This window comes from Leclercia sp. UBA5958, from assembly GCF_002430365.1.
Taxonomy (GTDB): domain Bacteria; phylum Pseudomonadota; class Gammaproteobacteria; order Enterobacterales; family Enterobacteriaceae; genus Enterobacter; species Enterobacter pneumoniae.
Window position 1 is genome coordinate 428509 of sequence record NZ_DJCE01000007.1, and the last position, 26556, is coordinate 455064.

Annotated in this window: 27 protein-coding genes; 25 read left to right on the forward strand and 2 right to left on the reverse strand. The window is 55.4% G+C overall.

The genetic code is table 11. From position 1 onward, the window contains the following. Positions 1 to 121 precede the first annotated feature (121 nt). The 9 genes from phrB to nei are packed head-to-tail and all read left to right on the forward strand — an operon-like array spanning position 122 to position 7840. A complete protein-coding gene (gene phrB / locus B2Q93_RS11460; RefSeq protein ID WP_286933078.1) occupies positions 122 to 1540 on the forward strand; it encodes a deoxyribodipyrimidine photo-lyase in 1419 nt (472 codons plus the stop codon). A gap of 10 nt (positions 1541 to 1550) precedes the next feature. Further along, positions 1551 to 2294, forward strand: coding sequence for a type 2 GTP cyclohydrolase I (locus B2Q93_RS11465; protein WP_046886577.1), 744 nt, complete (start codon positions 1551 to 1553; stop codon positions 2292 to 2294). A 14-nt stretch (positions 2295 to 2308) separates the two neighbouring features. After that, the gene (gene pxpB / locus B2Q93_RS11470; protein WP_286933080.1) at positions 2309 to 2965 is read left to right on the forward strand and encodes a 5-oxoprolinase subunit PxpB; all 657 of its coding nucleotides are present in this window, start codon (positions 2309 to 2311) and stop codon (positions 2963 to 2965) included. Beyond that, a complete protein-coding gene (gene pxpC / locus B2Q93_RS11475) occupies positions 2959 to 3891 on the forward strand; it encodes a 5-oxoprolinase subunit PxpC (protein WP_233801237.1) in 933 nt (310 codons plus the stop codon). Before pxpB ends, pxpC begins: the two co-directional genes overlap by 7 nt. After that, a complete protein-coding gene (gene pxpA / locus B2Q93_RS11480) occupies positions 3878 to 4615 on the forward strand; it encodes a 5-oxoprolinase subunit PxpA (protein WP_233801238.1) in 738 nt (245 codons plus the stop codon). The genes pxpC and pxpA overlap by 14 nt, the downstream gene beginning before the upstream one ends. Positions 4616 to 4668: 53 nt before the next feature. After that, complete coding sequence (locus tag B2Q93_RS11485) at positions 4669 to 5388, forward strand: DUF969 domain-containing protein (RefSeq protein ID WP_040076536.1); 720 nt, start codon at positions 4669 to 4671, stop codon at positions 5386 to 5388. Beyond that, entirely contained in the window at positions 5385 to 6380 is a 996-nt protein-coding gene (locus B2Q93_RS11490) for a DUF979 domain-containing protein (protein ID WP_046886575.1), read from the forward strand. Before B2Q93_RS11485 ends, B2Q93_RS11490 begins: the two co-directional genes overlap by 4 nt. A gap of 9 nt (positions 6381 to 6389) precedes the next feature. Beyond that, on the forward strand, positions 6390 to 7034 hold the full coding sequence (gene pcp, locus B2Q93_RS11495; protein ID WP_207293244.1) for a pyroglutamyl-peptidase I: 645 nt from the start codon (positions 6390 to 6392) through the stop codon (positions 7032 to 7034). Positions 7035 to 7048: 14 nt separating this feature from the next. After that, complete coding sequence (gene nei / locus B2Q93_RS11500) at positions 7049 to 7840, forward strand: endonuclease VIII (protein WP_286933085.1); 792 nt, start codon at positions 7049 to 7051, stop codon at positions 7838 to 7840. Positions 7841 to 7880: 40 nt separating this feature from the next. On the opposite strand, the gene gltA is transcribed toward nei, so the two are convergent. Further along, positions 7881 to 9167 (reverse strand): citrate synthase, encoded by a 1287-nt coding sequence (gltA, locus tag B2Q93_RS11505; protein WP_207293245.1) that lies wholly within the window; start codon positions 9165 to 9167, stop codon positions 7881 to 7883. 206 nt (positions 9168 to 9373) lie between these two features. Next, entirely contained in the window at positions 9374 to 9481 is a 108-nt protein-coding gene (locus B2Q93_RS21335) for a hypothetical protein (RefSeq protein ID WP_419395273.1), read from the reverse strand. A gap of 326 nt (positions 9482 to 9807) precedes the next feature. On the opposite strand from B2Q93_RS21335, the gene sdhC reads away from it, so the two are divergent. The 16 genes from sdhC (at position 9808) to tolA (ending at position 26426) form a co-directional block, all read left to right on the forward strand. Further along, a complete protein-coding gene (gene sdhC / locus B2Q93_RS11510; protein ID WP_040076531.1) occupies positions 9808 to 10212 on the forward strand; it encodes a succinate dehydrogenase cytochrome b556 subunit in 405 nt (134 codons plus the stop codon). After that, a complete protein-coding gene (gene sdhD, locus B2Q93_RS11515; RefSeq protein ID WP_040076530.1) occupies positions 10206 to 10553 on the forward strand; it encodes a succinate dehydrogenase membrane anchor subunit in 348 nt (115 codons plus the stop codon). The genes sdhC and sdhD overlap by 7 nt, the downstream gene beginning before the upstream one ends. Next, positions 10553 to 12319, forward strand: a complete 1767-nt coding sequence (sdhA, locus tag B2Q93_RS11520; protein ID WP_040076529.1) for a succinate dehydrogenase flavoprotein subunit — start codon at positions 10553 to 10555, stop codon at positions 12317 to 12319. Before sdhD ends, sdhA begins: the two co-directional genes overlap by 1 nt. Before the next feature lie 15 nt (positions 12320 to 12334). Then, a complete protein-coding gene (gene sdhB, locus B2Q93_RS11525; protein WP_039029333.1) occupies positions 12335 to 13051 on the forward strand; it encodes a succinate dehydrogenase iron-sulfur subunit SdhB in 717 nt (238 codons plus the stop codon). 266 nt (positions 13052 to 13317) lie between these two features. After that, a complete protein-coding gene (gene sucA / locus B2Q93_RS11530) occupies positions 13318 to 16125 on the forward strand; it encodes a 2-oxoglutarate dehydrogenase E1 component (protein WP_040076528.1) in 2808 nt (935 codons plus the stop codon). Between the two features lie 14 nt (positions 16126 to 16139). Continuing rightward, positions 16140 to 17366 (forward strand): 2-oxoglutarate dehydrogenase complex dihydrolipoyllysine-residue succinyltransferase, encoded by a 1227-nt coding sequence (odhB, locus tag B2Q93_RS11535; protein ID WP_040076527.1) that lies wholly within the window; start codon positions 16140 to 16142, stop codon positions 17364 to 17366. An 82-nt stretch (positions 17367 to 17448) separates the two neighbouring features. Then, entirely contained in the window at positions 17449 to 18615 is a 1167-nt protein-coding gene (sucC, locus tag B2Q93_RS11540) for an ADP-forming succinate--CoA ligase subunit beta (protein WP_040076526.1), read from the forward strand. Then, positions 18615 to 19484, forward strand: a complete 870-nt coding sequence (sucD, locus tag B2Q93_RS11545; protein WP_040076525.1) for a succinate--CoA ligase subunit alpha — start codon at positions 18615 to 18617, stop codon at positions 19482 to 19484. The genes sucC and sucD overlap by 1 nt, the downstream gene beginning before the upstream one ends. Positions 19485 to 20292: 808 nt before the next feature. Next, the gene (gene cydA, locus B2Q93_RS11550; RefSeq protein WP_046886975.1) at positions 20293 to 21861 is read left to right on the forward strand and encodes a cytochrome ubiquinol oxidase subunit I; all 1569 of its coding nucleotides are present in this window, start codon (positions 20293 to 20295) and stop codon (positions 21859 to 21861) included. Between the two features lie 15 nt (positions 21862 to 21876). After that, a complete protein-coding gene (cydB, locus tag B2Q93_RS11555) occupies positions 21877 to 23016 on the forward strand; it encodes a cytochrome d ubiquinol oxidase subunit II (protein WP_046886974.1) in 1140 nt (379 codons plus the stop codon). Between the two features lie 14 nt (positions 23017 to 23030). Further along, positions 23031 to 23144 carry a cytochrome bd-I oxidase subunit CydX gene (gene cydX / locus B2Q93_RS11560; RefSeq protein WP_006177208.1) on the forward strand — a complete coding sequence of 38 codons (114 nt, stop codon included), beginning with the start codon at positions 23031 to 23033 and terminating at the stop codon, positions 23142 to 23144. Beyond that, positions 23141 to 23434 (forward strand): cyd operon protein YbgE, encoded by a 294-nt coding sequence (gene ybgE / locus B2Q93_RS11565; protein WP_172657834.1) that lies wholly within the window; start codon positions 23141 to 23143, stop codon positions 23432 to 23434. The genes cydX and ybgE overlap by 4 nt, the downstream gene beginning before the upstream one ends. Before the next feature lie 148 nt (positions 23435 to 23582). After that, a complete protein-coding gene (gene ybgC / locus B2Q93_RS11570; protein ID WP_003858593.1) occupies positions 23583 to 23987 on the forward strand; it encodes a tol-pal system-associated acyl-CoA thioesterase in 405 nt (134 codons plus the stop codon). After that, complete coding sequence (gene tolQ, locus B2Q93_RS11575; protein WP_072056387.1) at positions 23984 to 24676, forward strand: Tol-Pal system protein TolQ; 693 nt, start codon at positions 23984 to 23986, stop codon at positions 24674 to 24676. The genes ybgC and tolQ overlap by 4 nt, the downstream gene beginning before the upstream one ends. A gap of 3 nt (positions 24677 to 24679) precedes the next feature. Further along, positions 24680 to 25108 carry a colicin uptake protein TolR gene (gene tolR, locus B2Q93_RS11580; protein WP_032617094.1) on the forward strand — a complete coding sequence of 143 codons (429 nt, stop codon included), beginning with the start codon at positions 24680 to 24682 and terminating at the stop codon, positions 25106 to 25108. A 37-nt stretch (positions 25109 to 25145) separates the two neighbouring features. Beyond that, positions 25146 to 26426 carry a cell envelope integrity protein TolA gene (gene tolA / locus B2Q93_RS11585; RefSeq protein ID WP_046886972.1) on the forward strand — a complete coding sequence of 427 codons (1281 nt, stop codon included), beginning with the start codon at positions 25146 to 25148 and terminating at the stop codon, positions 26424 to 26426. Positions 26427 to 26556 lie beyond the last annotated feature (130 nt).

Consider the following 26556-nt stretch of genomic DNA (forward strand, 5'->3'; position numbering starts at 1 on the left):
TTTTTTATGTCCGCAGGATGGGCAACCAGAGAAGATCGCGTCATTTCAGAATGGCTACAATTGTTAATGCGAAGTATTCTGAATCGCTCAACTCTGTTACGGACGAACACTCTGGAGTTTTATGCCCATCCATCTGGTCTGGTTTCGCGCCGATCTGCGCATCCATGACAACCTGGCGCTTGCCGCCGCCTGTCGGAACAAAAATGCACGCGTACTGGCGCTCTTCCTGGCGACACCCGGTCAATGGCAGCGTCACCTTATGGCGCCGCGCCAGGCGGCTTACCTTCATGCGCATTTAAATAATCTGCGTCAACAACTGGCCGAAAAAGGCATTCCGCTTCTTTATGATGAGGTTGATGACTTTGCCGCCCAGGCTGAAAAAGTGGCGCAAATCTGTGCCGAACATGAGGTAACGGATCTCTTTTACAATTATCAGTACGAAGTGAACGAGCAGCAGCGCGATCGGGCGCTTGAGCGATCGCTGCAGCAGGTAACGTGTCAGGGTTTTGATGACAGCGTGATCCTGCCACCCGGCAGCGTGATGACGGGCAATCATGAGATGTACAAGGTCTTTACGCCGTTCAAAAACGCCTGGCTACGTCGCCTGAAGGAGGGCATGCCGGAGTGCGCATCGGCGCCCACCCCGCGGGGAGAGGAAGCGATGCCTGCGCACGCCTCGCCGCTCGATTTCGATTATCCTCAACAGCCCTTTGATGCCGGGCTCTTTCCCCCTACGGAAAAAGAGGCCATTGCCCATCTGCGCCATTTTTGCAAGGAGGGGGCAGGGGAGTATGAAGCTCAGCGCGATTTCCCGGCCGTCGAAGGAACCAGCCGTCTTTCCGCTTGCCTGGCCCTCGGGGTGTTATCGCCGCGCCAGTGTCTGCATCGCCTGGTGGCCGAACAGCCCAGGGCGCTGGAGGGGGGACCGGGTGCGGTCTGGCTCAATGAACTTATCTGGCGTGAATTTTATCGTCATCTGATGACGTATCACCCTGATTTATGTAAACATCGGCCATTCATCCGCTGGACAGAACAGGTCGCCTGGCAGCACGATGAAAAGCAGCTTCATGCCTGGCAACAGGGGCAAACCGGCTATCCCATCGTCGATGCGGCCATGCGTCAGCTCAATGAAACGGGCTGGATGCACAACCGTCTGCGCATGATTACCGCCAGTTTTCTGGTAAAGGATCTGCTTATCGACTGGCGTATTGGGGAGCGTTATTTTATGTCTCAGTTGATTGATGGCGATCTGGCCGCCAATAACGGCGGCTGGCAGTGGGCCGCCTCAACCGGCACCGATGCGGCTCCCTATTTTCGCATTTTTAACCCGACAACCCAGGGGCAGAAGTTTGATGCCGACGGCACGTTTATCCGCCGTTGGCTGCCGGAGCTGGCAAGTTTGCCAGACAAGGCGATTCACGACCCGTGGATCTGGGCGGATAAACAAGGGGTGACCCTCGACTATCCGCGTCCGGTTGTCGACCATAAACAGGCGCGCGCCGCCACCCTGGCAGCCTATGAAGCTGCCCGTAAAGCGTAAGAGAGTGATGATGAAAAACAGCGAACTGGAAAGCCTGATTAACGACAAACTCAACAGCGCCAAATTTAGCGACTACGGCCCTAATGGTCTGCAGGTCGAAGGGCGCGAACAGGTACAGAAAATTATTACCGGCGTGACCGCCAGCCAGGCGCTGCTGGATGAGGCCGTGCGCCAGAATGCGGATGCGGTGATCGTGCATCATGGTTATTTCTGGAAAAACGAAGCGCCGATTATCCGCGGCATGAAGCGTAACCGTTTAAAAACGCTGCTGGCCAACGATATCAACCTGTACGGCTGGCACCTGCCGCTCGATGCCCACCCGGAGCTGGGCAACAACGTCCAGCTGGCGCAGCTACTGGGCATTACGGTGATGGGCGAAATTGAAGAGCTGCTGCCCTGGGGCGAGCTGGCGATGCCGGTACCGGGTCTGGAGTTGGCCTCCTGGATTGAAGCGCGTCTGGGACGTCGCCCGCTCTGGAGTGGTGATACCGGGCCGGATCTGGTGAAACGCGTCGCCTGGTGCACCGGCGGCGGACAGGGCTTTATCGACAACGCGGCCCGTTTCGGGGTGGATGCGTTTATCACCGGTGAAGTTTCGGAGCAGACTATTCACTCTGCCCGCGAGCAGGGGCTGCATTTTTATGCCGCAGGACACCATGCCACCGAACGCGGCGGTATCCGTGCGCTCAGCGAGTGGCTGACTGAAAATACTGACCTGGATGTCACTTTTATTGATATCCCTAATCCAGCCTGATGAGAGGTGCTTAAGTGCAGCGAGCGCGTTGTTATCTGTTAGGCGAGACCGCCGTGGTGCTGGAGCTGGAACCTCCCGTCACCCTGGCGACGCAAAAAAGGATCTGGCGTTTAACCCAGCGGCTCGGGGAAATTCCGGAGGTGGTGGAAGCGATCCCCGGTATGAATAACATCACCGTGGTATTACGCAACCCACACTCGGTGGCGCTGGACGCCATTGAACGGCTGCAACGCTGGTGGGAAGAGAGCGAGGCGCTGGAGCCTGAGTCGCGCGCTATCGAGATCCCGGTGGTCTACGGCAAAAACGCCGGGCCCGATCTCGGTGAAGTGGCCCGTCATGCGGGGTTGTCGGAGAAACAGGTTGTCGAGCTTCACGCATCAGTCGATTACGTGGTCTGGTTCCTGGGCTTCCAGCCGGGATTCCCCTATCTGGGAGGTTTGCCAGAAAAGCTGACCACGCCACGTCGCGACGAACCCCGTCTGCAGGTGCCTGCCGGTTCCGTGGGCATTGGCGGCGCGCAGACCGGGATTTATCCGCTCGCGTCCCCCGGCGGCTGGCAACTGATTGGGCATACCTCGTTGCCGCTGTTTGATCCGCGTCTGGATGAGCCGGTCCTGCTGCGTCCTGGCGATACCGTGCGCTTTGTCCCGCAAAAGGAGGGGGTATGTTAAAGGTTATTCGTGCCGGGCTATACACCTCCGTGCAGGATGGCGGGCGGATTGGCTTACGCCAGTCGGGCATCAGTTATTGTGGCGCGCTGGACAAACCGGCATTGCAGATTGCCAACCTGCTGGTGGGCAACGCACCCGACGCCGCCGCGCTGGAGATCACGCTCGGCCAGTGCTGTTTTGAATTTGAACAGGACGGCTGGTTTGCCCTGACGGGGGCAGGCTGTGATGCGAAGCTCGACGACGCGGCGGTCTGGACGGGATGGCGTCTGCCGGTGAAAGCCGGGCAGCGGTTGACCCTGAAGCGCCCTGTACACGGTATGCGCAGCTATCTGGCCATTGCCGGGGGCATTGACGTGCCGCAGGTGATGGACTCCTACAGCACCGATCTCAAAATTGGTATGGGCGGTTTTGAAGGCCGGCTGCTAAAAGATGGCGATTGCCTGCCGATTTGCCCGGGTGGCCACTCATTTATGGAGGCGCAGGGGGTAAAACAACTGCTCTGGAATAACCGTGTGCGCGCGTTGCCGGGCCCGGAATATCATGAGTTCGATCAGGCCTCGCAGGATGCGCTCTGGCGCTTGCCCTGGCAGCTCAGTCCGCAAAGTAACCGTATGGGCTACCGCCTGCAGGGGCAGAAACTGCAGCGCACCACCGATCGTGAAATGGTGTCGCATGGCCTGCTGCCGGGGGTGATCCAGGTGCCGCATAACGGTCAGCCGATCATACTGATGAACGATGCCCAGACCACCGGCGGTTATCCACGCATCGCCTGCATTATTGAAGCGGATATGTATCATCTGGCACAGATCCCGCTGGGACAGCCGATTCACTTTGTGCCCTGTACCCTGGAAGAGGCGCTGGAAGCCCGACGTGTACAGAAGCAGTATCTCGAACAGCTGGCATGGAGGTTACATGAGCGTGATTGATTTAAATGCCGATTTAGGCGAGGGGTGCGGCAGCGATGCCGCCCTGCTGCAGCTCGTTTCGTCCGCCAATATCGCCTGCGGTTTTCACGCCGGGGATGCCGAAACCATGCTCACCTGCGTGCGTGAAGCGCTGAAAAATGGCGTAGCCATCGGGGCGCATCCCAGCTTCCCGGATCGGGAAAATTTTGGCCGCACGGCAATGACCCTGCCGCCGGAGACCGTCTACGCCCAGGTGTTGTATCAGATTGGTGCCCTGGCGGGGATGGTACGCGCAGAAGGGGGGCAGCTACGCCACGTCAAACCCCACGGTATGCTCTATAACCAGGCGGCCAAAGAGCCGATGCTGGCTGACGCTATCGCCCGTGCGGTGCACGCCGCCGATCCCGCGCTGATCCTTGTCGGTCTGGCCGGGAGCGAGCTGATCCGTGCCGGGGAGCGTTACGGCCTGGTGACGCGGGAAGAGGTCTTTGCCGACAGGGGGTATCAGGCGGACGGTAGCCTGGTGCCGCGAGGCCAGCCAGGCGCGCTGATCGTCGACGAGCAGCAGTCGCTGGCGCAGACCCTGGAGATGGTGCAACACGGTCGGGTGAAAAGTATTACCGGCGAGTGGGCGACGGTGAAGGCGCAAAGCGTGTGCATTCACGGTGACGGTGACCATGCCCTGGAATTTGCCCGACGCCTGCGCAGTGAATTTGCCGCACAACAGATAAAAATTAGCGCGTAGCGCACTTAAAACACAACACAACACAACACAACACAACCAACAGGAACGTCATCATGGCAGAGACGCTAAACCTCTGGCCACTCATCGGTATCGCGGTGATTGTGGTCGGATTTCTTTTACGCTTTAACCCGGTGCTGGTGGTCATTGTCGCCGGGATCGTGACGGGGCTGGCGGCGCAGATGCCGATTGCAACCATCCTCGAAAAATTGGGCGAAGGGTTCCTCAACACCCGTAACCTGCCTTATATCCTGCTGATCCCGCTGGCGGTGATCGGCCTGCTTGAGCGTCACGGGCTGAAAGAGCGCGCCCAGGCATGGATCGCGAAGATCCGCAGCGCCACCTCGGGCCGCCTGCTGATCGTCTACCTCTTTGTGCGCGAAGCCTCTGCCGCGATGGGATTGACCAGCCTTGGCGGTCATCCTCAAATGGTGCGACCGCTGCTGGCGCCGATGGCGGAAGGGGCGGCTGAGCAGAAGTACGGCGAGCTGCCGGGTGCCGTGCGTTATCGTCTGCGCGCCATGTCGGCCGCGACTGACAACGTCGGGCTGTTCTTCGGAGAAGACATTTTTGTCGCCTTCGGGGCCATCATCTTTATGCACAACTTTATGCTGGAGTCCGGAGGGATTCAGACCGAGCCGCTGCACATTGCTTTGTGGGGGATCCCGACCGCGATCTGCGCCTTTGTGATCCATGCTACCCGTCTGTGGCGCCTGGATAAACACCTTGAGCGCGAGCTGGCGAAAACCCTCCGCACGCCGGGAGGTGCCGAATGAATTTCCAGCAAAGTTATCTTTACTGGCTTGCCGGCCTGGTGCTGATTATCGTCGCCTTGATGTCATTTCGCGATAAAGCCAACCCACGCCGTATCACTACCGGGCTGTTCTGGGGCATCTATGGCCTGATGTTCCTCCTCGGTGACTGGACCTATCAGCTGGTGGGCGACAAACGCACGGTGCACATTGCCGTGGGGGCAGCAGTGGTGGCGTTGGCGCTGATTGCCGGCTTCGGCGGCGTGCGTCTGGGAAGCTATCATCAGCGTAAACCAGAAGAGCGTGAAGCCAGCGCCAAACGACTCGGCAACCGGCTCTTCTATCCGGCGCTGGCGATCCCGGTGGTGACGGTGGTAGGCGTGCTGATGTTTAACCATATTCCGGGCCTTCAGGAAGCGCTGTTCGGGCCTGGCAACCACTCCACGCTGGTGACGCTCTTCTCGATGACCGTCGGTTCGCTGATTGGCCTGGGCATGGCGGTTAAAATGACCCATGAGAAGGTGCATCAGCCGATTCAGGAGGCGCGCCGTCTGCTGGACTCCATCGGCTGGGCCTTTATTCTGCCGCAAATCCTCGCCACGCTGGGGCTGCTTTTCACCGCGGCGGGCGTCGGGGAGGGGATCTCCTGGCTTACCCAGACCTATCTGGCTGTCGATAGCCGCTTTATCGCCGTGGCGGTCTACGCCATCGGGATGGCGCTGCTGACCATGGTCATGGGCAACGCCTTTGCCGCCTTCCCGATCGTGACGGCAGGGATTGGTATTCCGATCCTGGTACTGCAGCACGGCGGTAACCCGGCGGTAATGGCGGCGATCGGGATGTTCTCTGGCTACTGCGGCACTCTGATGACGCCGATGGCGGCAAACTTCAATATCGTGCCGGCGGCGCTGCTGGAGTTGCCAGATAAAAATGCGGTGATTAAGGCGCAGGTGCCGACAGGCGTGCTGCTGTTGATTGCCAACGTTTTCTTACTCTACTTCCTGATGTTCTTGTAAGGAGAGACGATGCAAACCGTATTAGTGACCGGTTTCGAACCCTTTGGCGGCGAGACCGTAAATCCTTCCTGGGAAGTGGTAAAACAGCTTGAAGGGATGACCATTGAGCACTGTCGCGTGGTGACGCGGCAGTTGCCGTGCGTGTTTGGCGAGTCGCTGGCGGTGCTGAACGCGGCCATTGATGAACTGCAACCGTCGGTGATTCTGGCGATAGGGCAGGCGGGTGGCCGCGTGGACATTACCGTAGAACGGGTGGCGATAAACGTCGATGACGCGCGCATTCCGGATAATAAAGGTCAGCAGCCCGTTGACGTGGCGATTGTGCCAGACGGCCCGGCCGCATGGTTTAGTTCTTTGCCAATCAAAGCGATGGTGGCTGCCCTGCGTGAGGCAGGCGTTCCTGCTTCGGTATCCCAGACGGCAGGCACTTTCGTCTGTAATCATGTGATGTACGGCCTGCTGAATACTATCGCTAAGCGGCCAGGCGTGAAGGGCGGGTTTATCCACATCCCTTATCTGCCGGAACAGGCCGCCGCCCATATAGGGGCTCCGAGCATGGCGGCACACACGGTACAGCGAGGCCTTGAGGTTGCCATTGCGGTGGCTATTCGCCAGCAGGTTGACAGTAAAATTACCGGCGGTGCGACACATTAACTAAGGACGATATTATGCCAGAAGGCCCGGAGATCCGCCGTGCGGCGGATAACCTGGAGGCGGCGATCAAAGGCAAACCCCTCACCGGAGCGTGGTTTGCCTTCCCGCAATTGAAGCCCTATGAGTCCCGGCTGCTGGGGCAGACGATCACCTATATCGAAACGCGCGGGAAAGCGTTGCTGACCCATTTCTCTAATCAGCTGACGCTCTACAGCCATAATCAACTGTACGGCGTATGGCGGGTGGTGAAAACCGGCGAAACAGTGCAGACCAATCGCGTGCTGCGGGTCAAACTCCAGAGCGACGAGAACACCATTTTGCTCTACAGCGCCTCGGATATCGAGATGCTCACCCCCGAACAACTCACCACCCATCCGTTTTTACAGCGTGTAGGGCCCGATGTGCTGGATCCGCGGTTGACGGTGGAGGAGGTGAAAGCCAGGCTGCTCTCTCCTGCGTTTCGCAATCGGCAATTTTCCGGGCTGTTGCTCGATCAGGCGTTTCTTGCCGGGCTGGGAAATTACCTGCGGGTGGAGATCCTCTGGGAGGTGGGGTTGGCGGCGCAGCGCAAAGCGTCGCAGCTCAGTGAACCCCAGCTTGAGGCGTTATCCCAGGCGCTGCTGGCCATACCGCGGCTCTCTTACCAGACGCGCGGCGTGGTGAATGAGAACAAGCATCATGGGGCGTTGTTCCGCTTTAAGGTCTTTCATCGGGATGGGAAACGGTGCGAGCGCTGCGGCGGGGTGATTGAGAAGACGACGGTCTCATCGCGGCCATTTTACTGGTGTCCATACTGCCAGAAATAAAAAACGCGCCCGGAGGCGCGTTTTTAACATCCTTTGCAGATTACTGCTCAGTGATGTCAGATTTAAAATCACGCTGCTCGTAGCCGGTATACAGCTGACGAGGACGGGCGATTTTCATGCCTTCGCTGTGCATTTCGTTCCAGTGTGCAATCCAGCCCACGGTACGTGCCATGGCGAAGATCACGGTGAACATGGAAGACGGAATACCCATCGCTTTCAGGATGATACCGGAGTAGAAGTCGACGTTCGGGTAGAGTTTCTTCTCGATGAAGTACGGGTCGTTCAGCGCGATGTGTTCCAGCTCCATGGCCACTTCCAGCAGGTCATCTTTGGTACCCAGCTCTTTCAGCACTTCGTGGCAGGTTTCACGCATTACGGTGGCGCGCGGGTCATAGTTTTTGTAAACACGGTGACCGAAGCCCATCAGGCGGAAGGAGTCATTCTTATCCTTCGCACGGCGTACGAATTCCGGAATGTGCTCAACAGAGCTGATCTCTTCCAGCATTTTGAGCGCCGCTTCGTTCGCGCCGCCGTGCGCCGGTCCCCACAGGGAAGCGATGCCCGCAGCGATACAGGCGAACGGGTTTGCGCCCGAAGAGCCCGCGGTACGTACGGTAGAGGTCGATGCGTTCTGCTCGTGGTCAGCGTGCAGGATCAGAATACGATCCATTGCGCGTTCCAGGACGGGGTTCACTTCGTACTCTTCACACGGCGTGGAGAACATCATGCGCAGGAAGTTACCCGCGTAGGAGAGGTCGTTACGCGGATAAACGAACGGCTGACCGATGGAGTACTTGTAGCACATCGCGGCCATGGTTGGCATTTTGGACAGCAGACGGAATGCCGCGATATCACGGTGACGTGGGTTATTCACGTCTAGTGAGTCGTGGTAGAACGCTGCCAGCGCACCGGTAATCCCGCACATCACCGCCATTGGGTGAGAGTCACGACGGAACGCATGGAACAGACGGGTAATCTGCTCATGGATCATGGTATGACGGGTTACGGTGGTTTTGAATTCATCGTATTGCGCCTGCGTCGGTTTTTCGCCGTTCAGCAGGATGTAGCACACTTCCAGATAATTGGAGTCGGTAGCTAACTGATCGATGGGGAAACCGCGGTGTAACAGGATACCTTCATCACCGTCGATAAAGGTGATTTTGGACTCGCAAGATGCGGTAGAGGTGAATCCAGGGTCAAAGGTGAATACCCCTTTAGAACCCAGCGTACGGATATCAATAACATCCGGACCGAGTGTGCCTTTTAGCACATCCAGTTCAATAGCATTATCACCACCCAGGGTGAGCTTTGCCTTTGTATCAGCCATTTACGGTCTCCTTAGCGCCTTATTGCTTAAGACCACGGTTTACCGGATTTGCATTCTGCTGATTTAACACCGTTACCAGTTTGTTATTTGGCTTACCGCTCAGCTCACGAGGAGAAACCAGGGTACAGAGCTATGGCGCCTTGCAGGTAATGAGTTGAAAAATCAGTGAAACAACAGCAAATCAGTGTCTTCGCGGTCCGAATTATTCAAACCTGTATATCACTAATAACTGTCCTGATAACTTCGGTCAATACCACCACACTGTTACATAACTTATTCTCAGGTGAAAGCAAGACCTCATAACTTTTGCGCATTATATGCCTTTTCTGGTGATGTTTGTAACAATAATGTTTAACATTTGTCAAATCAGATGATTAAAATTTAAAAAGATGTTGTTATCGTGACCCTGATCACTGTTCGGCATAAAACCCGACAAACTATATGTAGGTTAATTGTAATGATTTTGTGAACACCCTATACTGCGGCCAGGTCTCCGGAAAACCCTGCAATCCCGAGCCACCCAGCGTTGTAATGTGTCGTTTGAACATCTGGAAGCAATGTTTTACATGACGCACAGTTATAGAAAAGGCACGCTGTCTGACCCGCAAGCAGTCCGGAGGAAGGAAACAATAAGAACAGCATGTGGGCGTTATTCATGATAAGAAATGTGAAAAAACAAAGACCTGTCAATCTGGATCTTAAAACGATCCGATTCCCCGTAACGGCAATAGCGTCCATTCTCCACCGTGTATCCGGTGTGATTACGTTTGTGGCGGTAGGCATTCTGCTGTGGTTGCTGGGTACCAGCCTCTCTTCCCCGGAAGGATTCCTCCAGGCGTCTGCCATCATGGGCAGCTTCTTCGTGAAATTTATCATGTGGGGCATTCTCACCGCACTGGCGTATCACGTTGTCGGTGGTGTTCGCCATATGCTGATGGATTTCGGCTATCTGGAAGAGACCTTCGAAGCGGGTAAACGTACTGCCAATATTTCATTTGTGATTACTGTCGTGCTTTCACTTCTTGCAGGAGTTCTCGTATGGTAAGCAACGCCTCCGCATTAGGACGCAACGGCGTACATGATTTCATTCTGGTTCGCGCTACTGCCATCGTCCTCACCCTCTACATCATCTATCTGATCGGTTTCTTCGCCACCAGCGGCGACCTGACGTGGGAAATCTGGAGCGGATTCTTCGGCTCGGCTTTCACCAAAGTCTTCACCCTGCTGGCCCTGTTCTCCATTCTGATCCACGCCTGGATTGGTATGTGGCAGGTACTGACCGATTACGTTAAACCTCTGGCAATTCGTCTGCCGCTGCAGCTGGCTATCGTTGTGGCGTTAGTGGTTTACGTTATTTATGGATTCGTTGTGGTGTGGGGTGTGTGATGAAACTGCCAGTCAGAGAATTTGATGCTGTCGTAATTGGTGCGGGTGGCGCAGGTATGCGTGCCGCACTGCAAATTTCCCAGAGCGGCCAGACCTGTGCGCTGCTCTCTAAAGTGTTCCCGACCCGTTCCCATACCGTTTCAGCCCAGGGTGGCATCACCGTGGCGCTGGGTAATACCCATGAAGATAACTGGGAATGGCACATGTACGACACGGTGAAAGGTTCCGATTATATCGGCGACCAGGATGCCATCGAATATATGTGTAAAACCGGCCCGGAAGCGATTCTGGAGCTGGACCATATGGGTCTGCCGTTCTCCCGTCTGGAAAATGGCACTATCTATCAGCGTCCGTTTGGCGGCCAGTCGAAAGATTTCGGCGGCGAGCAGGCGGCACGTACCGCGGCGGCGGCTGACCGTACCGGTCACGCCCTGCTGCATACCCTGTACCAGCAGAACCTGAAAAATCACACCACCATCTTCTCCGAGTGGTATGCGCTGGATCTGGTGAAAAACGCCGATGGCGCAGTGGTAGGTTGTACCGCCCTGTGCATCGAAACCGGCGAAGTGGTCTACTTCAAAGCCCGTGCAACCGTGCTGGCGACCGGCGGTGCAGGCCGTATTTATCAGTCCACCACTAACGCCCACATCAACACCGGTGACGGCGTTGGTATGGCTATCCGCGCGGGCGTGCCGGTGCAGGATATGGAGATGTGGCAGTTCCACCCAACCGGCATCGCCGGCGCGGGCGTTCTGGTGACAGAAGGCTGCCGTGGTGAAGGTGGCTACCTGCTGAACAAACACGGCGAGCGCTTCATGGAGCGTTATGCCCCGAATGCGAAAGACCTGGCGGGTCGTGACGTGGTGGCGCGTTCCATCATGATCGAAATCCGCGAAGGCCGCGGCTGCGATGGCCCATGGGGTCCACACGCGAAGCTGAAGCTCGACCACCTGGGTAAAGAGGTACTGGAATCCCGCCTGCCGGGCATTCTGGAGTTGTCCCGTACCTTTGCCCACGTTGACCCGGTTAAAGAACCTATCCCGGTTATCCCAACCTGCCACTACATGATGGGCGGTATTCCGACTAAAGTGACCGGTCAGGCATTGACCGTGAACGCGCAGGGCGAAGATGTGGTCATCCCAGGCCTGTTCGCCGTCGGCGAAATCGCCTGCGTCTCCGTGCACGGTGCAAACCGTCTGGGCGGCAACTCCCTGCTGGACCTGGTGGTATTTGGTCGCGCGGTGGGTCTGCATCTGCAGGAATCCATTGCCGAGCAGGGTGACCTGCTTGACGCCACCGACGCTGAAATCGATGCCTCCCTCGAGCGCCTCAACCGCTGGAACGGCAACCGTAACGGCGAAGATCCGGTGGAAATCCGTAAAGCGCTGCAAGAGTGCATGCAGCATAACTTCTCGGTCTTCCGCGAAGGTGACGCGATGGCGAAAGGGCTTGAGCAGCTGAAAGCGATCCGTGAGCGTCTGAAAAACGCCCGTCTGGACGATACCTCCAGCGAGTTCAACACCCAGCGCGTTGAGTGTCTGGAGCTGGATAACCTGATGGAAACCGCATTCGCGACTGCGATGTCGGCAAACTTCCGTACCGAGAGCCGTGGCGCGCATAGCCGCTTCGACTTCCCGGATCGTGACGACGAAAACTGGCTGTGCCATTCCCTGTATCTGCCAGAGTCGGAAACCATGACGCGTCGTAGCGTGAACATGGAACCGAAACTGCGTCCGGCGTTCCCGCCGAAGATTCGTACTTACTAATGCGGAGACAGGACAATGAAACTCGAATTCTCAGTTTATCGTTATAACCCGGATGTAGATGATGCTCCGCATATGCAGGATTACACCCTGGAAGCGGAAGAAGGCCGTGACATGATGCTGCTGGATGCCTTAATGCAGCTGAAAGAAAAAGATCCGACACTGTCATTCCGTCGCTCTTGCCGTGAAGGGGTGTGTGGCTCCGACGGTCTGAACATGAATGGCAAAAACGGTCTGGCCTGTATTACCCCAATCTCTGCGCTCAACCGTCCGGGCCAGAAGATTGTGATCCGCCCGCTGCCTGGCCTGCCGGTCGTGCGCGATTTGGTGGTGGACATGGGGCAATTCTATGCACAATATGAGAAGATTAAGCCTTACTTGTTGAATAATGGGCAAAATCCACCCGCTCGCGAGCATTTACAGTCGCCAGAGCAGCGTGAAAAACTCGATGGTCTGTATGAGTGTATTCTCTGTGCATGTTGTTCGACCTCGTGCCCGTCGTTCTGGTGGAACCCGGACAAGTTTATCGGCCCGGCCGGCCTGCTGGCCGCGTATCGCTTCCTGATCGACAGCCGCGATACTGAAACCGATAACCGTCTGGAAGGGTTGAGTGATGCTTTCAGCGTATTCCGCTGCCATAGCATCATGAACTGCGTCAGTGTATGTCCTAAGGGGCTGAACCCGACGCGCGCCATCGGCCATATTAAGTCGATGCTGTTGCAACGCAGTGCGTAAGTAATGAGAGAGGGGAGTGCTGTTCCCCTCACCCTAACCCTCTCCCAAAGGGAGAGGGAATAGATTGCAGGAAATCTTTAAAAACTGCCGACGACATTCCCCCTCTCCTGTGGGAGAAGGTCGGGGTGAGGGGAAACCCTTAAGACAGTTTCTAAAGGTTCCTTCGCGAGCCAACAAGAGCTCGCAGGTGAACCCCGGCACGTACACGAAGTGTGCGTGGTAGTTTCTACGGCGAAAGTAAGCATAAAAATGCTTAAGGGATCACGATGCAGAACGGCGCTTTGAAAGCCTGGCTGGACTCTTCTTACCTTTCTGGTGCGAACCAGACCTGGATAGAACAGCTCTATGAAGACTTCTTAACCGATCCTGACTCAGTGGACGCAAACTGGCGTTCTATGTTCCAGCAATTACCAGGAACAGGGGTCAAACCGGATCAATTCCACTCCAAAACACGTGATTATTTCCGTCGTCTGGCGAAGGATGCCTCACGTTACTCTTCTGCTATTTCCGACCCTGACACCAATGCGAAGCAGGTTAAAGTCCTGCAGCTTATCAACGCTTATCGCTTCCGTGGTCACCAGCATGCGAATCTCGATCCGCTGGGACTGTGGCAGCAAGATCGCGTAGCGGATCTCGATCCGGCTTACCACGATCTGACCGAGGCCGATTTCCAGGAGAGCTTTAACGTAGGTTCATTTGCCATCGGCAAAGACACGATGAAGCTGGGCGATCTGATTGATGCCCTCAAGCAGACCTACTGCGGCTCCATCGGCGCGGAATACATGCACATCACCTCAACAGAAGAGAAACGCTGGATCCAACAGCGTATTGAGTCCGTGGCGGGCCACGCGACCTTCTCCCCTGAAGAGAAAAAACGCTTCCTGGGCGAACTGACCGCAGCAGAGGGCCTTGAGCGCTATCTGGGCGCGAAATTCCCGGGTGCGAAGCGCTTCTCGCTGGAAGGCGGCGACGCATTAGTCCCAATGCTCAAAGAGCTGATTCGTCATGCTGGTAAAAGCGGTACCCGTGAAGTGGTACTGGGTATGGCGCACCGTGGCCGTCTGAACGTGCTGGTCAACGTCCTGGGTAAAAAACCGCAGGATCTGTTCGACGAATTCGCGGGTAAACATAAAGAACACCTCGGCACTGGCGACGTGAAGTACCACATGGGCTTCTCATCGGATATCGAAACCGAAGGCGGGCTGGTGCATATGGCGCTGGCGTTTAACCCGTCTCACCTGGAAATTGTTAGCCCGGTGGTTATCGGTTCCGTGCGCGCGCGTCTGGATCGTCTGGACGAGCCGAGCAGTAACAAAGTGCTGCCAATCACCATCCACGGTGACGCGGCCATTACCGGTCAGGGCGTGGTTCAGGAGACCCTGAACATGTCCAAAGCGCGGGGTTACGAAGTGGGCGGTACCGTTCGCATCGTGATCAACAACCAGGTGGGCTTCACTACCTCTAACCCGCTGGACGCGCGTTCTACGCCGTACTGTACTGATATCGGTAAGATGGTACAGGCGCCAATCTTCCACGTTAACGCGGACGATCCGGAAGCAGTGGCCTTCGTTACCCGTCTGGCGCTGGACTATCGTAATACCTTCAAACGCGACGTGCTGATTGACCTGTTCTGCTACCGCCGTCACGGCCACAACGAAGCTGATGAGCCAAGCGCAACCCAGCCGTTGATGTACCAGAAAATCAAAAAACACCCGACGCCGCGCAAGATCTATGCCGACAGGCTGGAAGGCGAAAACGTGGCGACGCTGGAAGATGCGACCGAGCTGGTTAATCTTTACCGCGACGCGCTGGACGCGGGTGAATGCGTCGTGAAAGAGCTGCGCCCGATGAATATGCACTCCTTTACCTGGTCGCCGTACCTTAACCACGAGTGGGATGAGAGCTACCCGAACAAGGTCGAGATGAAGCGCCTGCAGGAGCTGGCAAAACGCATCAGCACCGTGCCTGACGCTATCGAGATGCAGTCTCGCGTGGCAAAAATTTACGCTGACCGTCAGTCCATGGCGGCAGGCGACAAGCTGTTCGACTGGGGTGGCGCTGAGACGCTGGCCTACGCCACGCTGGTAGACGAAGGCATTCCGGTTCGTCTGTCCGGTGAAGATGCGGGCCGTGGTACTTTCTTCCACCGTCATGCGGTTGTGCACAACCAGTCAAACGGTTCAACTTACACTCCGCTGCAGCACGTACATAACGGCCAGGGCCAGTTTAAGGTCTGGGACTCCGTTCTGTCTGAAGAAGCGGTCCTGGCATTTGAGTACGGCTATGCCACCGCGGAACCGCGCACCCTGACCATCTGGGAAGCGCAGTTCGGTGACTTTGCTAACGGTGCTCAGGTGGTGATTGACCAGTTCATCTCTTCTGGCGAACAGAAGTGGGGCCGTATGTGTGGTCTGGTGATGCTGCTGCCGCACGGTTACGAAGGCCAGGGTCCGGAGCACTCCTCCGCGCGTCTGGAACGTTATCTGCAACTCTGCGCTGAGCAGAACATGCAGGTCTGCGTGCCGTCTACCCCGGCTCAGGTGTATCACATGCTGCGTCGTCAGGCGCTGCGCGGTATGCGTCGTCCGCTGGTGGTCATGTCACCGAAATCCCTGCTGCGCCATCCGCTGGCGGTCTCCAGCCTTGATGAACTGGCTAACGGCACCTTCCTGCCAGCCATCGGTGAGATTGACGAGCTGGATCCGAAAGGCGTTAAGCGTGTCGTAATGTGTTCTGGTAAGGTTTATTACGACCTGCTGGAACAGCGCCGTAAAAACGATCAGAAAGATGTCGCCATCGTGCGTATCGAACAGCTGTATCCATTCCCGCATCAGGCGATGCAGGAAGTGCTGAAACAATATGCTCACGTCCATGATTTTGTCTGGTGCCAGGAAGAGCCGCTCAACCAGGGCGCATGGTACTGCAGTCAGCATCATTTCCGTGAAGTGATTCCATTTGGGTCTGCTCTGCGTTATGCAGGTCGCCCGGCCTCCGCCTCTCCGGCGGTAGGGTATATGTCCGTTCACCAGAAGCAGCAACAAGATCTGGTTAATGACGCGCTGAACGTCGATTAATTAAAGGATAAATAATGAGTAGCGTAGATATTCTTGTTCCCGACCTGCCTGAATCCGTAGCAGATGCGACCGTCGCGACCTGGCACAAAAAACCGGGCGATAGCGTTAAGCGCGATGAAGTGCTGGTAGAAATCGAAACTGACAAAGTGGTACTGGAAGTACCGGCATCGGCGGATGGCATCCTGGACGCAGTGCTGGAAGATGAAGGGACCACCGTGACCTCTCGCCAGATCCTGGGTCGCCTGCGTGAAGGCAACAGCGCGGGCAAAGAGTCCAGCGCTAAATCTGAAGAGAAAGCCTCTACGCCGGCCCAGCGCCAGCAGGCTTCTCTGGAAGAGCAGTCTAACGACGCGCTCAGCCCGGCGATCCGTCGCCTGCTGGCTGAACACAGCCTCGATCCGGCGGCCATCAAAGGCACCGGCGTGGGCGGCCGTCTGACCCGCGAAGATATCGATAAGCATCTGGCAAAAGCGCCTTCTGAAGCGAAAGCTGAGGCCAAAGCCCCTGCGGCAGCGCCAGCAGCGCAGCCTGCACTGGGCGCACGCAGCGAGAAACGCGTGCCGATGACCCGCCTGCGTAAGCGTGTGGCTGAGCGTCTGCTGGAAGCGAAAAACTCCACCGCGATGCTGACCACCTTTAACGAAGTGAACATGAAGCCAATCATGGACCTGCGTAAGCAGTACGGTGACGCGTTTGAAAAACGTCACGGTATCCGTCTGGGCTTTATGTCCTTCTATGTGAAGGCGGTGGTTGAAGCGCTGAAACGCTATCCGGAAGTGAACGCTTCCATCGACGGCGATGATGTGGTTTATCACAACTACTTCGACGTGAGCATGGCCGTTTCTACGCCGCGCGGTCTGGTGACCCCGGTTCTGCGTGACGTAGACACCCTGGGCATGGCTGACATCGAAAAACGCATTAAAGAGCTGGCGCTGAAAGGCCGTGACGGCAAGCTGACCGTAGAAGATCTCACCGGTGGTAACTTCACCATTACCAACGGCGGCGTCTTCGGTTCGCTGATGTCCACTCCGATCATCAACCCGCCGCAGAGCGCGATCCTGGGCATGCACGCCATCAAAGATCGTCCAATGGCCGTTGACGGTAAAGTCGAAATTCTGCCAATGATGTATCTGGCGCTCTCCTACGATCACCGTCTGATTGATGGCCGTGAGTCCGTGGGCTTCCTGGTCGCCATTAAAGAGCTGCTGGAAGATCCGACTCGTCTGCTGCTGGACGTGTAATTTCGCACCATTGCCCGGCGGTCTCTCCCGCCGGGCCTACAAAAGCATGATCTAACGATTACCTGAAGGATGGATAGAACACATGAACTTACATGAATATCAGGCCAAACAGCTGTTTGCCCGGTATGGCTTACCGGCTCCGGTGGGTTATGCCTGTACTACCCCGCGTGAAGCAGAAGAAGCCGCATCAAAAATCGGTGCTGGCCCGTGGGTAGTTAAATGTCAGGTTCACGCTGGTGGCCGCGGTAAAGCGGGCGGTGTGAAGGTAGTCAACTCTAAAGAAGAGATCCGCGCCTTTGCGGAACATTGGCTGGGCAAACGCCTGGTGACCTACCAGACAGACGCGAACGGCCAGCCGGTTAACCAGATTCTGGTTGAAGCGGCGACCGATATCGCAAAAGAGCTGTACCTCGGCGCGGTAGTAGACCGTAGCTCCCGTCGCGTGGTGTTCATGGCCTCTACCGAAGGCGGCGTGGAAATCGAAAAAGTGGCGGAAGAGACCCCGCACCTGATCCACAAAGTGGCTATCGATCCGCTGGCCGGCCCTATGCCGTACCAGGGTCGCGAACTGGCGTTCAAACTGGGTCTGGAAGGTAAACTGGTTCAGCAGTTCACCAAGATCTTCATGGGCCTGGCGACCATCTTCCTGGAGCGCGACCTGGCGCTGATCGAAATCAACCCGCTGGTGATCACTAAGCAGGGCGACCTGATCTGCCTCGACGGCAAACTGGGTGCCGACGGCAATGCCCTGTTCCGCCAGTCCGATCTGCGTGAAATGCGCGACCAGTCTCAGGAAGATCCACGTGAAGCGCAGGCTGCACAGTGGGAACTGAACTACGTGGCACTGGATGGCAACATCGGCTGTATGGTTAACGGTGCGGGCCTGGCAATGGGCACCATGGACATCGTGAAACTGCACGGCGGCGAACCGGCGAACTTCCTCGACGTGGGCGGCGGCGCAACCAAAGAGCGCGTGACCGAAGCGTTTAAAATCATTCTCTCTGACGACAACGTCAAAGCCGTTCTGGTGAATATCTTTGGCGGTATCGTACGTTGCGACCTGATCGCAGACGGCATTATCGGTGCGGTAGAAGAAGTGGGTGTTAACGTTCCAGTGGTTGTGCGTCTGGAAGGTAACAACGCTGAACTCGGCGCGAAAAAACTGGCTGACAGCGGCCTGAATATTATTGCAGCGAAAAGTCTGACGGATGCAGCTCAGCAGGTTGTTGCCGCAGTGGAGGGGAAATAATGTCCGTTTTAATTAATAAAGATACCAAGGTTATCTGCCAGGGCTTCACCGGTAGCCAGGGGACTTTCCACTCCGAACAGGCGCTGGCCTACGGTACGCAAATGGTTGGAGGCGTGACGCCGGGTAAAGGCGGCACTACGCACCTGGGTCTGCCGGTGTTCAACACCGTCCGCGAAGCGGTCGAAGCGACCGGCGCAACCGCGACCGTGATCTACGTTCCTGCGCCGTTCTGCAAAGATTCCATTCTGGAAGCCATCGATGCAGGCATCAAACTGATCATCACTATCACTGAAGGCATCCCGACGCTGGACATGCTGACCGTGAAAGTGAAGCTGGATGAAGCCGGCGTGCGCATGATCGGCCCGAACTGCCCGGGTGTTATCACCCCAGGTGAGTGCAAAATCGGTATTATGCCAGGCCATATCCATAAGCCAGGTAAAGTGGGCATTGTTTCCCGCTCTGGTACCCTGACCTATGAAGCGGTTAAACAGACCACTGACTACGGTTTCGGCCAGTCTACCTGCGTGGGCATCGGCGGTGACCCGATTCCAGGCTCTAACTTCATCGACATCCTGAAGCTGTTCCAGGAAGACCCGCAGACCGAGGCGATCGTAATGATCGGTGAAATCGGCGGTAGCGCAGAAGAAGAAGCGGCCGCTTACATCAAAGATCACGTGACCAAGCCGGTAGTAGGCTACATCGCGGGTGTTACCGCGCCGAAAGGCAAGCGTATGGGCCACGCTGGCGCCATCATCGCAGGCGGTAAAGGTACTGCTGATGAGAAATTTGCTGCGCTGGAAGCAGCGGGTGTGAAAACCGTTCGCAGCCTGGCTGATATCGGCGAAGCACTGAAATCCATCATTAAGTAAATCCTCTCTGCTCCCCGTGCGGGGAGCTTTGACATAATAAATGTCCGTTTCGACATGGTTGGCCATCGTAAGATGGCCTTTTTTTTATGCGAGGGGAGGGGAGACGATGCGCCAAAAATAGGTGCCAGTTAGTGAGGGAAAGGGGGGTAATCCAGCGGTCGGTTATTTCGCTTTCACTTTATAGTAACAATGCGGTGTTAATTTACGGATTGTGAAAAGTAAAATATTTGTAATAGGTTTCTTTTCTGTGAGTAAGATAAAAAATTAACATCCCCAGGATATTGGGACTAATTTGCCTTAATAAAAAGATTCCCTTCAAGTATGGTTAATTTAAATGACTATTATTCATAGTATGTCGTTTAATTGATAACTAATGCCCGCCAATTTATACATATCATTAACATGGTTTTTACTATGTTTACCGCGAAGATACACAGTTAACAACTGCGCTTAATATTGATTTAAATCAATATTTAATACCTGGAAAAGAGCGTGAAAAACCGTTAAATTGTTCGCGATCAAACTGGTCCAAAAGTGGTAAATTCGCCATATATTGATCGCTGTCGTAAAACGTAAATCTGATTCAATAAAAACCTGTTTATTGTAAGGGTTTTACGGCGTAATATATTGCAGGATCAATTTGGTGTTTTAATTAACGTATCTGCAACCTTTCATCATGGCTTTTTTCTCCAGCGAAGAATAAGTAAGGAAGAAAGGATGCTGAAAACTTTTTTATTGGGGCATGCGGGTGAGTCCTTTCTAACGGGACTTACTCTCGAGGTCTTCATGCGATGAGCAAGGAGTCATGATGTTAGATATAGTCGAACTGTCGCGCTTACAGTTTGCCTTGACCGCGATGTACCACTTCCTGTTTGTGCCACTGACGCTCGGTATGGCGTTCTTGTTGGCCATCATGGAAACGGTGTACGTCCTCTCCGGCAAACAGATTTATAAAGATATGACCAAGTTCTGGGGCAAGTTGTTTGGTATCAACTTTGCGCTGGGCGTGGCTACCGGTCTGACCATGGAGTTCCAGTTCGGGACTAACTGGTCTTATTACTCCCACTACGTTGGAGATATTTTCGGTGCGCCGCTGGCCATTGAAGGTCTGATGGCCTTCTTCCTCGAATCCACCTTTGTAGGTCTGTTCTTCTTCGGCTGGGATCGTCTGAGTAAAGTTCAGCACATGGCGGTAACCTGGCTGGTCGCCCTCGGCTCCAACCTCTCTGCACTGTGGATCCTGGTGGCAAACGGCTGGATGCAGAACCCTATCGCCTCTGATTTCAACTTCGAAACCATGCGCATGGAGATGGTGAGCTTCTCTGAGCTGGTGCTGAACCCGGTCGCGCAGGTGAAATTCGTGCACACCGTGGCTTCGGGTTATGTCTGCGGCGCGATGTTCGTGCTGGGTATTAGCGCCTACTATATGCTGCGTGGCCGCGACTTTGCTTTCGCAAAACGCTCCTTCGCCATTGCGGCGAGCTTCGGTATGGCAGCCATCCTCTCTGTTATCGTGCTGGGTGATGAATCCGGTTACGAGATGGGTGACGTGCAGAAAACCAAGCTGGCGGCAATTGAAGCAGAATGGGAAACGCAGCCGGCTCCGGCGGCCTTTACCCTGTTCGGTATTCCGGATCAGGATGCGCAGGAAAACCGCTTCGCCATCCAAATTCCTTACGCGCTGGGCATTATTGCTACCCGCTCCGTGGACACGCCGGTCATTGGCCTTAAAGACCTGCTGGTTCAGCATGAAGAGCGTATCCGTAACGGGATGAAAGCCTATTCCCTGTTAGAGCAGCTGCGTGCGGGCTCTACCGATCAGGCCGTTCGCGACCAGTTCAACGACGTGAAGAAAGACCTGGGTTATGGTCTGCTGCTGAAACGCTATACCCCGAACGTCTCTGACGCGACGGAAGCGCAAATTCAGATGGCGACCAAAGACTCCATTCCACGCGTTGCGCCGTTGTATTTCGCGTTCCGTATCATGGTCGGGAGCGGCATCATTATGCTGCTGATCATTGCTGCCTCCTTCTGGTCGGTTATTCGTAACCGTATCGGCGAGAAAAAATGGCTGCTGCGTACGGCGCTGTACGGTATTCCGCTGCCATGGATTGCCATCGAATCCGGTTGGTTCGTTGCGGAGTATGGCCGTCAGCCGTGGGCTATCGGTGAGGTGTTACCAACGGCTGTGGCGAACTCGTCGCTGACCGCTGGCGACCTTATCTTCTCCATGTTGCTGATTTGCGGTCTGTACACCCTGTTCCTGGTGGCTGAGCTGTTCCTGATGTTCAAGTTCGCTCGCCTCGGCCCAAGCAGCCTGAAAACCGGTCGCTATCACTACGAGCAGTCCTCCGTGGCTTCTCAGCCGGCACGCTAAGACAGGAGTCGTCAAATGATCGATTATGAAGTATTGCGTTTTATCTGGTGGCTACTGGTTGGCATTCTGCTGATTGGCTTTGCTGTCACCGACGGGTTCGACATGGGGGTGGGCATGCTCACCCGTTTCCTCGGTCGTAACGACACCGAGCGTCGTATCATGATTAACTCCATCGCTCCTCACTGGGACGGTAACCAGGTGTGGTTGATCACCGCAGGCGGCGCGCTGTTTGCTGCCTGGCCGATGGTCTACGCCGCGGCGTTCTCCGGCTTCTATGTGGCGATGATTCTGGTGCTGGCCTCTTTATTCTTCCGTCCGGTAGGCTTTGACTACCGTTCCAAGATTGAAGATACCCGCTGGCGTAACATGTGGGACTGGGGCATCTTCATCGGTAGCTTTGTGCCACCGCTGGTGATTGGCGTAGCCTTTGGTAACCTGCTGCAGGGCGTACCGTTCCACATCGACGAGTACATGCGTCTTTACTACACCGGTAACTTCTTCCAGCTGCTGAACCCGTTTGGTCTGCTGGCAGGTGTGGTGAGCGTGGCGATGATCATTACTCAGGGTGCGACCTATCTGCAGATGCGTACTGTGGGTGAACTGCACCTGCGCTCTCGCGCAACGGCGCAGGTTGCTGCGCTGGTGACGCTGGTCTGCTTTGCCCTGGGCGGTGTCTGGGTAATGTATGGTATTGATGGCTACGTTGTGACCTCTGCGATCAACCACGCTGCGCCGTCTAATCCATTGACGAAAGAAGTGGCGCGTCAGGCAGGTGCATGGCTGGTGAACTTCAACAATATGCCTGCGCTTTGGGCTATCCCCGCGCTGGGCGTGCTGTTGCCGCTCCTGACCGTGCTGACCTCTCGTCTGGAAAAAGGCGCGCTAGCGTTCGTCTTCTCGTCACTGACCCTGGCGTGCATTATCCTGACTGCCGGTATCGCGATGTTCCCGTTCGTGATGCCATCAAGCACCATGATGAATGCGAGCCTGACAATGTGGGATGCGACCTCCAGTCAGCTGACGCTTAATCTGATGACCTATGTTGCGGGTGTGTTCGTACCCATTATTCTGCTGTACACCTCCTGGTGTTACTGGAAAATGTTTGGTCGTCTCACCAAAGAACATATCGAAAGTAACACCCACTCTATGTACTAAGTAAGGAGCTGAATATGTGGTATTTCGCATGGATTTTAGGGACGCTTCTTGCCTGTGCATTTGGGGTGATTACCGCCCTGGCGCTGGAGCACGTTGAAGCGTCCAAAGCCGGTGAAGAAAAACACTGATGGAAATTATCGCGACCCTCTATCGCGTAATGGACAAGCGCCCGTTAAGGGCGCTTTCCCTTGTGATGGCATTAGTGTTGGCAGGATGCGTATTTTGGGATCCGGCGCGCTTTGCTGCCAGAACCAGTACGCTCGAGATCTGGCACGGGTTTCTTATTATGTGGGCCGTCTGTGCGGGGGTGATCCACGGCGTCGGTTTTCGTCCGAAAGCCCCTCTCTGGCAGGGCATTTTTTGTCCGCTGGTGGCCGACCTGGTGCTGTTCGCTGGCCTGATTTTCTTTTTCAATTGAATAAGAACCCTCCGTTAATATTATGGGCTTACCAGGGCCCATAAAAATTTACTCTCCGTTTACTTTCCCCCATTCCAAACCATCATTCCCGCGCGTATAGTAGCGAAGTTTAAAAGCGCTAACTTTTGTTGCATTACCGGGATGTAAAGTGAATACAACGCTGTTTCGATGGCCGGTTCGTGTCTACTACGAAGACACCGACGCCGGGGGTGTGGTTTACCACGCCAGCTACGTTGCCTTTTATGAACGAGCACGCACTGAGATGCTGCGCCATCATCACTTTAGCCAGCAAGTGCTGTTGGCTGAGCGAGTTGCCTTTGTGGTACGCAAGATGACGCTGGAGTATTTTGCGCCCGCCAGACTCGACGATATGCTCGAAGTCCAAACGGAAATTACATCAATGCGCGGAACCTCGCTGGTTTTCACGCAGCGTATCGTCAACGCAGAGAACACGGTACTGAACTCAGCAGAAGTACTGATTGTCTGTGTTGATCCAACCATAATGAAGCCTCGTGCGCTTCCTAAGTCTATTGTCGCGGAGTTTAAGCAGTGACTGACATGAATATCCTTGATTTGTTCCTGAAGGCTAGCCTTCTGGTTAAACTTATCATGTTGATTTTGATTGGTTTTTCTATCGCATCCTGGGCCATTATCATCCAGAGAACGCGTATCCTTAACGCCGCAGGCCGCGAAGCCGAAGCCTTTGAAGACAAGTTCTGGTCCGGTATCGAACTGTCTCGCCTGTATCAGGAGAGCCAGGGCCGTCGTGATAACCTTTCGGGTTCTGAGCAGATTTTCTACAGCGGGTTTAAGGAATTTGCGCGCTTACATCGAGCGAATAGCCACGCGCCGGAAGCGGTTGTTGAAGGGGCATCCCGTGCGATGCGTATCTCAATGAACCGCGAGCTTGAGACGCTGGAAACGCATATTCCGTTCCTCGGCACAGTCGGCTCCATCAGCCCGTATATCGGCCTGTTTGGTACCGTGTGGGGGATTATGCACGCCTTTATCGCGCTGGGCGCGGTAAAACAGGCCACGCTGCAGATGGTTGCTCCGGGGATCGCAGAAGCGCTGATCGCGACGGCAATCGGTCTTTTCGCCGCTATTCCTGCGGTAATGGCTTATAACCGTCTGAACCAGCGCGTGAATAAACTGGAACTGAATTACGACAACTTTATGGAAGAGTTCACCGCAATTCTGCACCGTCAGGCGTTTACCAGCACCGAGAGCAACAAGGGGTAAACCATGGCCAGACAGCGTGGACGAGGTCGTCGCGAACTCAAGTCCGAAATCAACATTGTACCGCTGTTGGACGTACTGCTGGTGCTGTTGCTGATCTTTATGGCAACGGCTCCCATCATTACGCAGAGCGTAGAGGTTGATCTGCCGGATGCGACAGAGTCGCAGGCTGTGAGCACCAATGATGACCCGCCGGTCATCATTGAGGTGTCAGGGGTCGGGCAATACAGCGTGGTGGTGGAAAAAGATCGTCTGGATCAACTTCCGCCGGAGCAGGTTATTGCTGAAGCACAACGCCGCCTGCAGTCAAATCCGAAAACGGTCTTCTTAATCGGTGGTGCGAAAGATGTGCCTTACGATGAAATCATTAAAGCGCTGAACCTGCTGCATAGCGCGGGTGTTAAGTCGGTCGGCTTGATGACGCAGCCAATTTGATTATCTGCGTACACAAAAAAGTTTTTGGGAACCAATAGTGTCAAAGGCAACCGAACAAAACGATAAGCTTAAACGGGCGATTATTATCTCGGCGGTGCTGCATGTCATTCTGTTTGCAGTACTGATCTGGAGTTCGTTCGACGAGCATATAGATGCATCAGCAGGTGGCGGTGGGGGATCCTCCATCGACGCCGTTATGGTGGATCCCGGCGCCGTCGTTCAGAACTATAATCGTCAGCAGCAACAGCAGGCGAGTGCAAAACGTGCTGAAGAGCAGCGAGAAAAACAGGCGCAACAGCAAGCTGAGGAACTGCGTGAAAAGCAGGCCGCAGAGCAAGAGCGTCTGAAGCAGCTTGAAAAAGAGCGTTTGCAGGCGCAGGAAGCGGCGAAAGAGCAGGCACAGCAGCAGAAACAGGCGGAAGACGCGGCGAAAAAAGCCCAGGAGCAGCAGAAGCAGGCTGAAGAGGCTGCAGCCAAAGCGGCCGCAGACGCGAAAGCAAAAGCGGATGCTCAGGCTAAAGAAGCCGCAGAAGCCGCGAAGAAAGCTGCTGCAGACGCGCAGAAACAAGCTGAAGCCGAGGCGGCGAAAGCGGCCGCAGATGCGAAGAAGAAAGTAGAAGCGGAAGCGGCAAAGAAAGCCGCCGCAGAAGCACAGAAGAAAGCTGAAGCAGAAGCTGCGAAGAAAGCTGCACAGGAAGCCGAGAAAAAAGCGGCGGCTGACGCGGCGAAGAAAGCGGCTGCTGCCGAGAAGGCCGCGGCTGAAAAAGCGGCTGCCGCTGAAAAAGCTGCAGCTGATAAAAAAGCGGCTGCCGAGAAAGCTGCCGCAGATAAAAAAGCGGCAGCCGAAAAAGCCGCTGCCGATAAAAAAGCTGCCGCTGAAAAAGCGGCTGCCAAAAAGGCCGCTGCTGAAAAAGCCGCTGCAGCTTCGGGCGTTGACGATCTCCTGGGCGATCTAAGCTCTGGTAAGAATGCGCCGAAAACGGGCGGAGGGGCGAAAGGAAATAATGCTGCCCCGGCCGGAAGCGGTAACACTAAGAGTAACGGTGCCTCAGGCGCTGAGATCAACGGTTATGCCCAGCAGATTAAAGCTGCTATTGAGAGCCGATTTTATGATGCGTCTTCCTATACAGGCAAAACCTGTACGCTGCGTATAAAACTGGCTCCAGACGGCATGCTGCTTGATATTCAGTCCGAAGGTGGCGATCCAGCCTTATGTAATGCTGCTCTGGCAGCTGCGCGTCAGGCCAGAATGCCTAAGCCGCCGTCTCAGGCTGTGTATGAAGTCTTTAAAAATGCGCCGCTGGATTTCAAACCATAAGGAAAATTTTCCTCGTGAAAACGGGGAAAATAGACCAGGTTTAGTCACAGGGTTCTGGTAGTGTTGTCTATTTGGGTTTGTTAATATTCTGCTAAATTATCGCGGGTAATGTTACCCAGGTAAGGGAGAT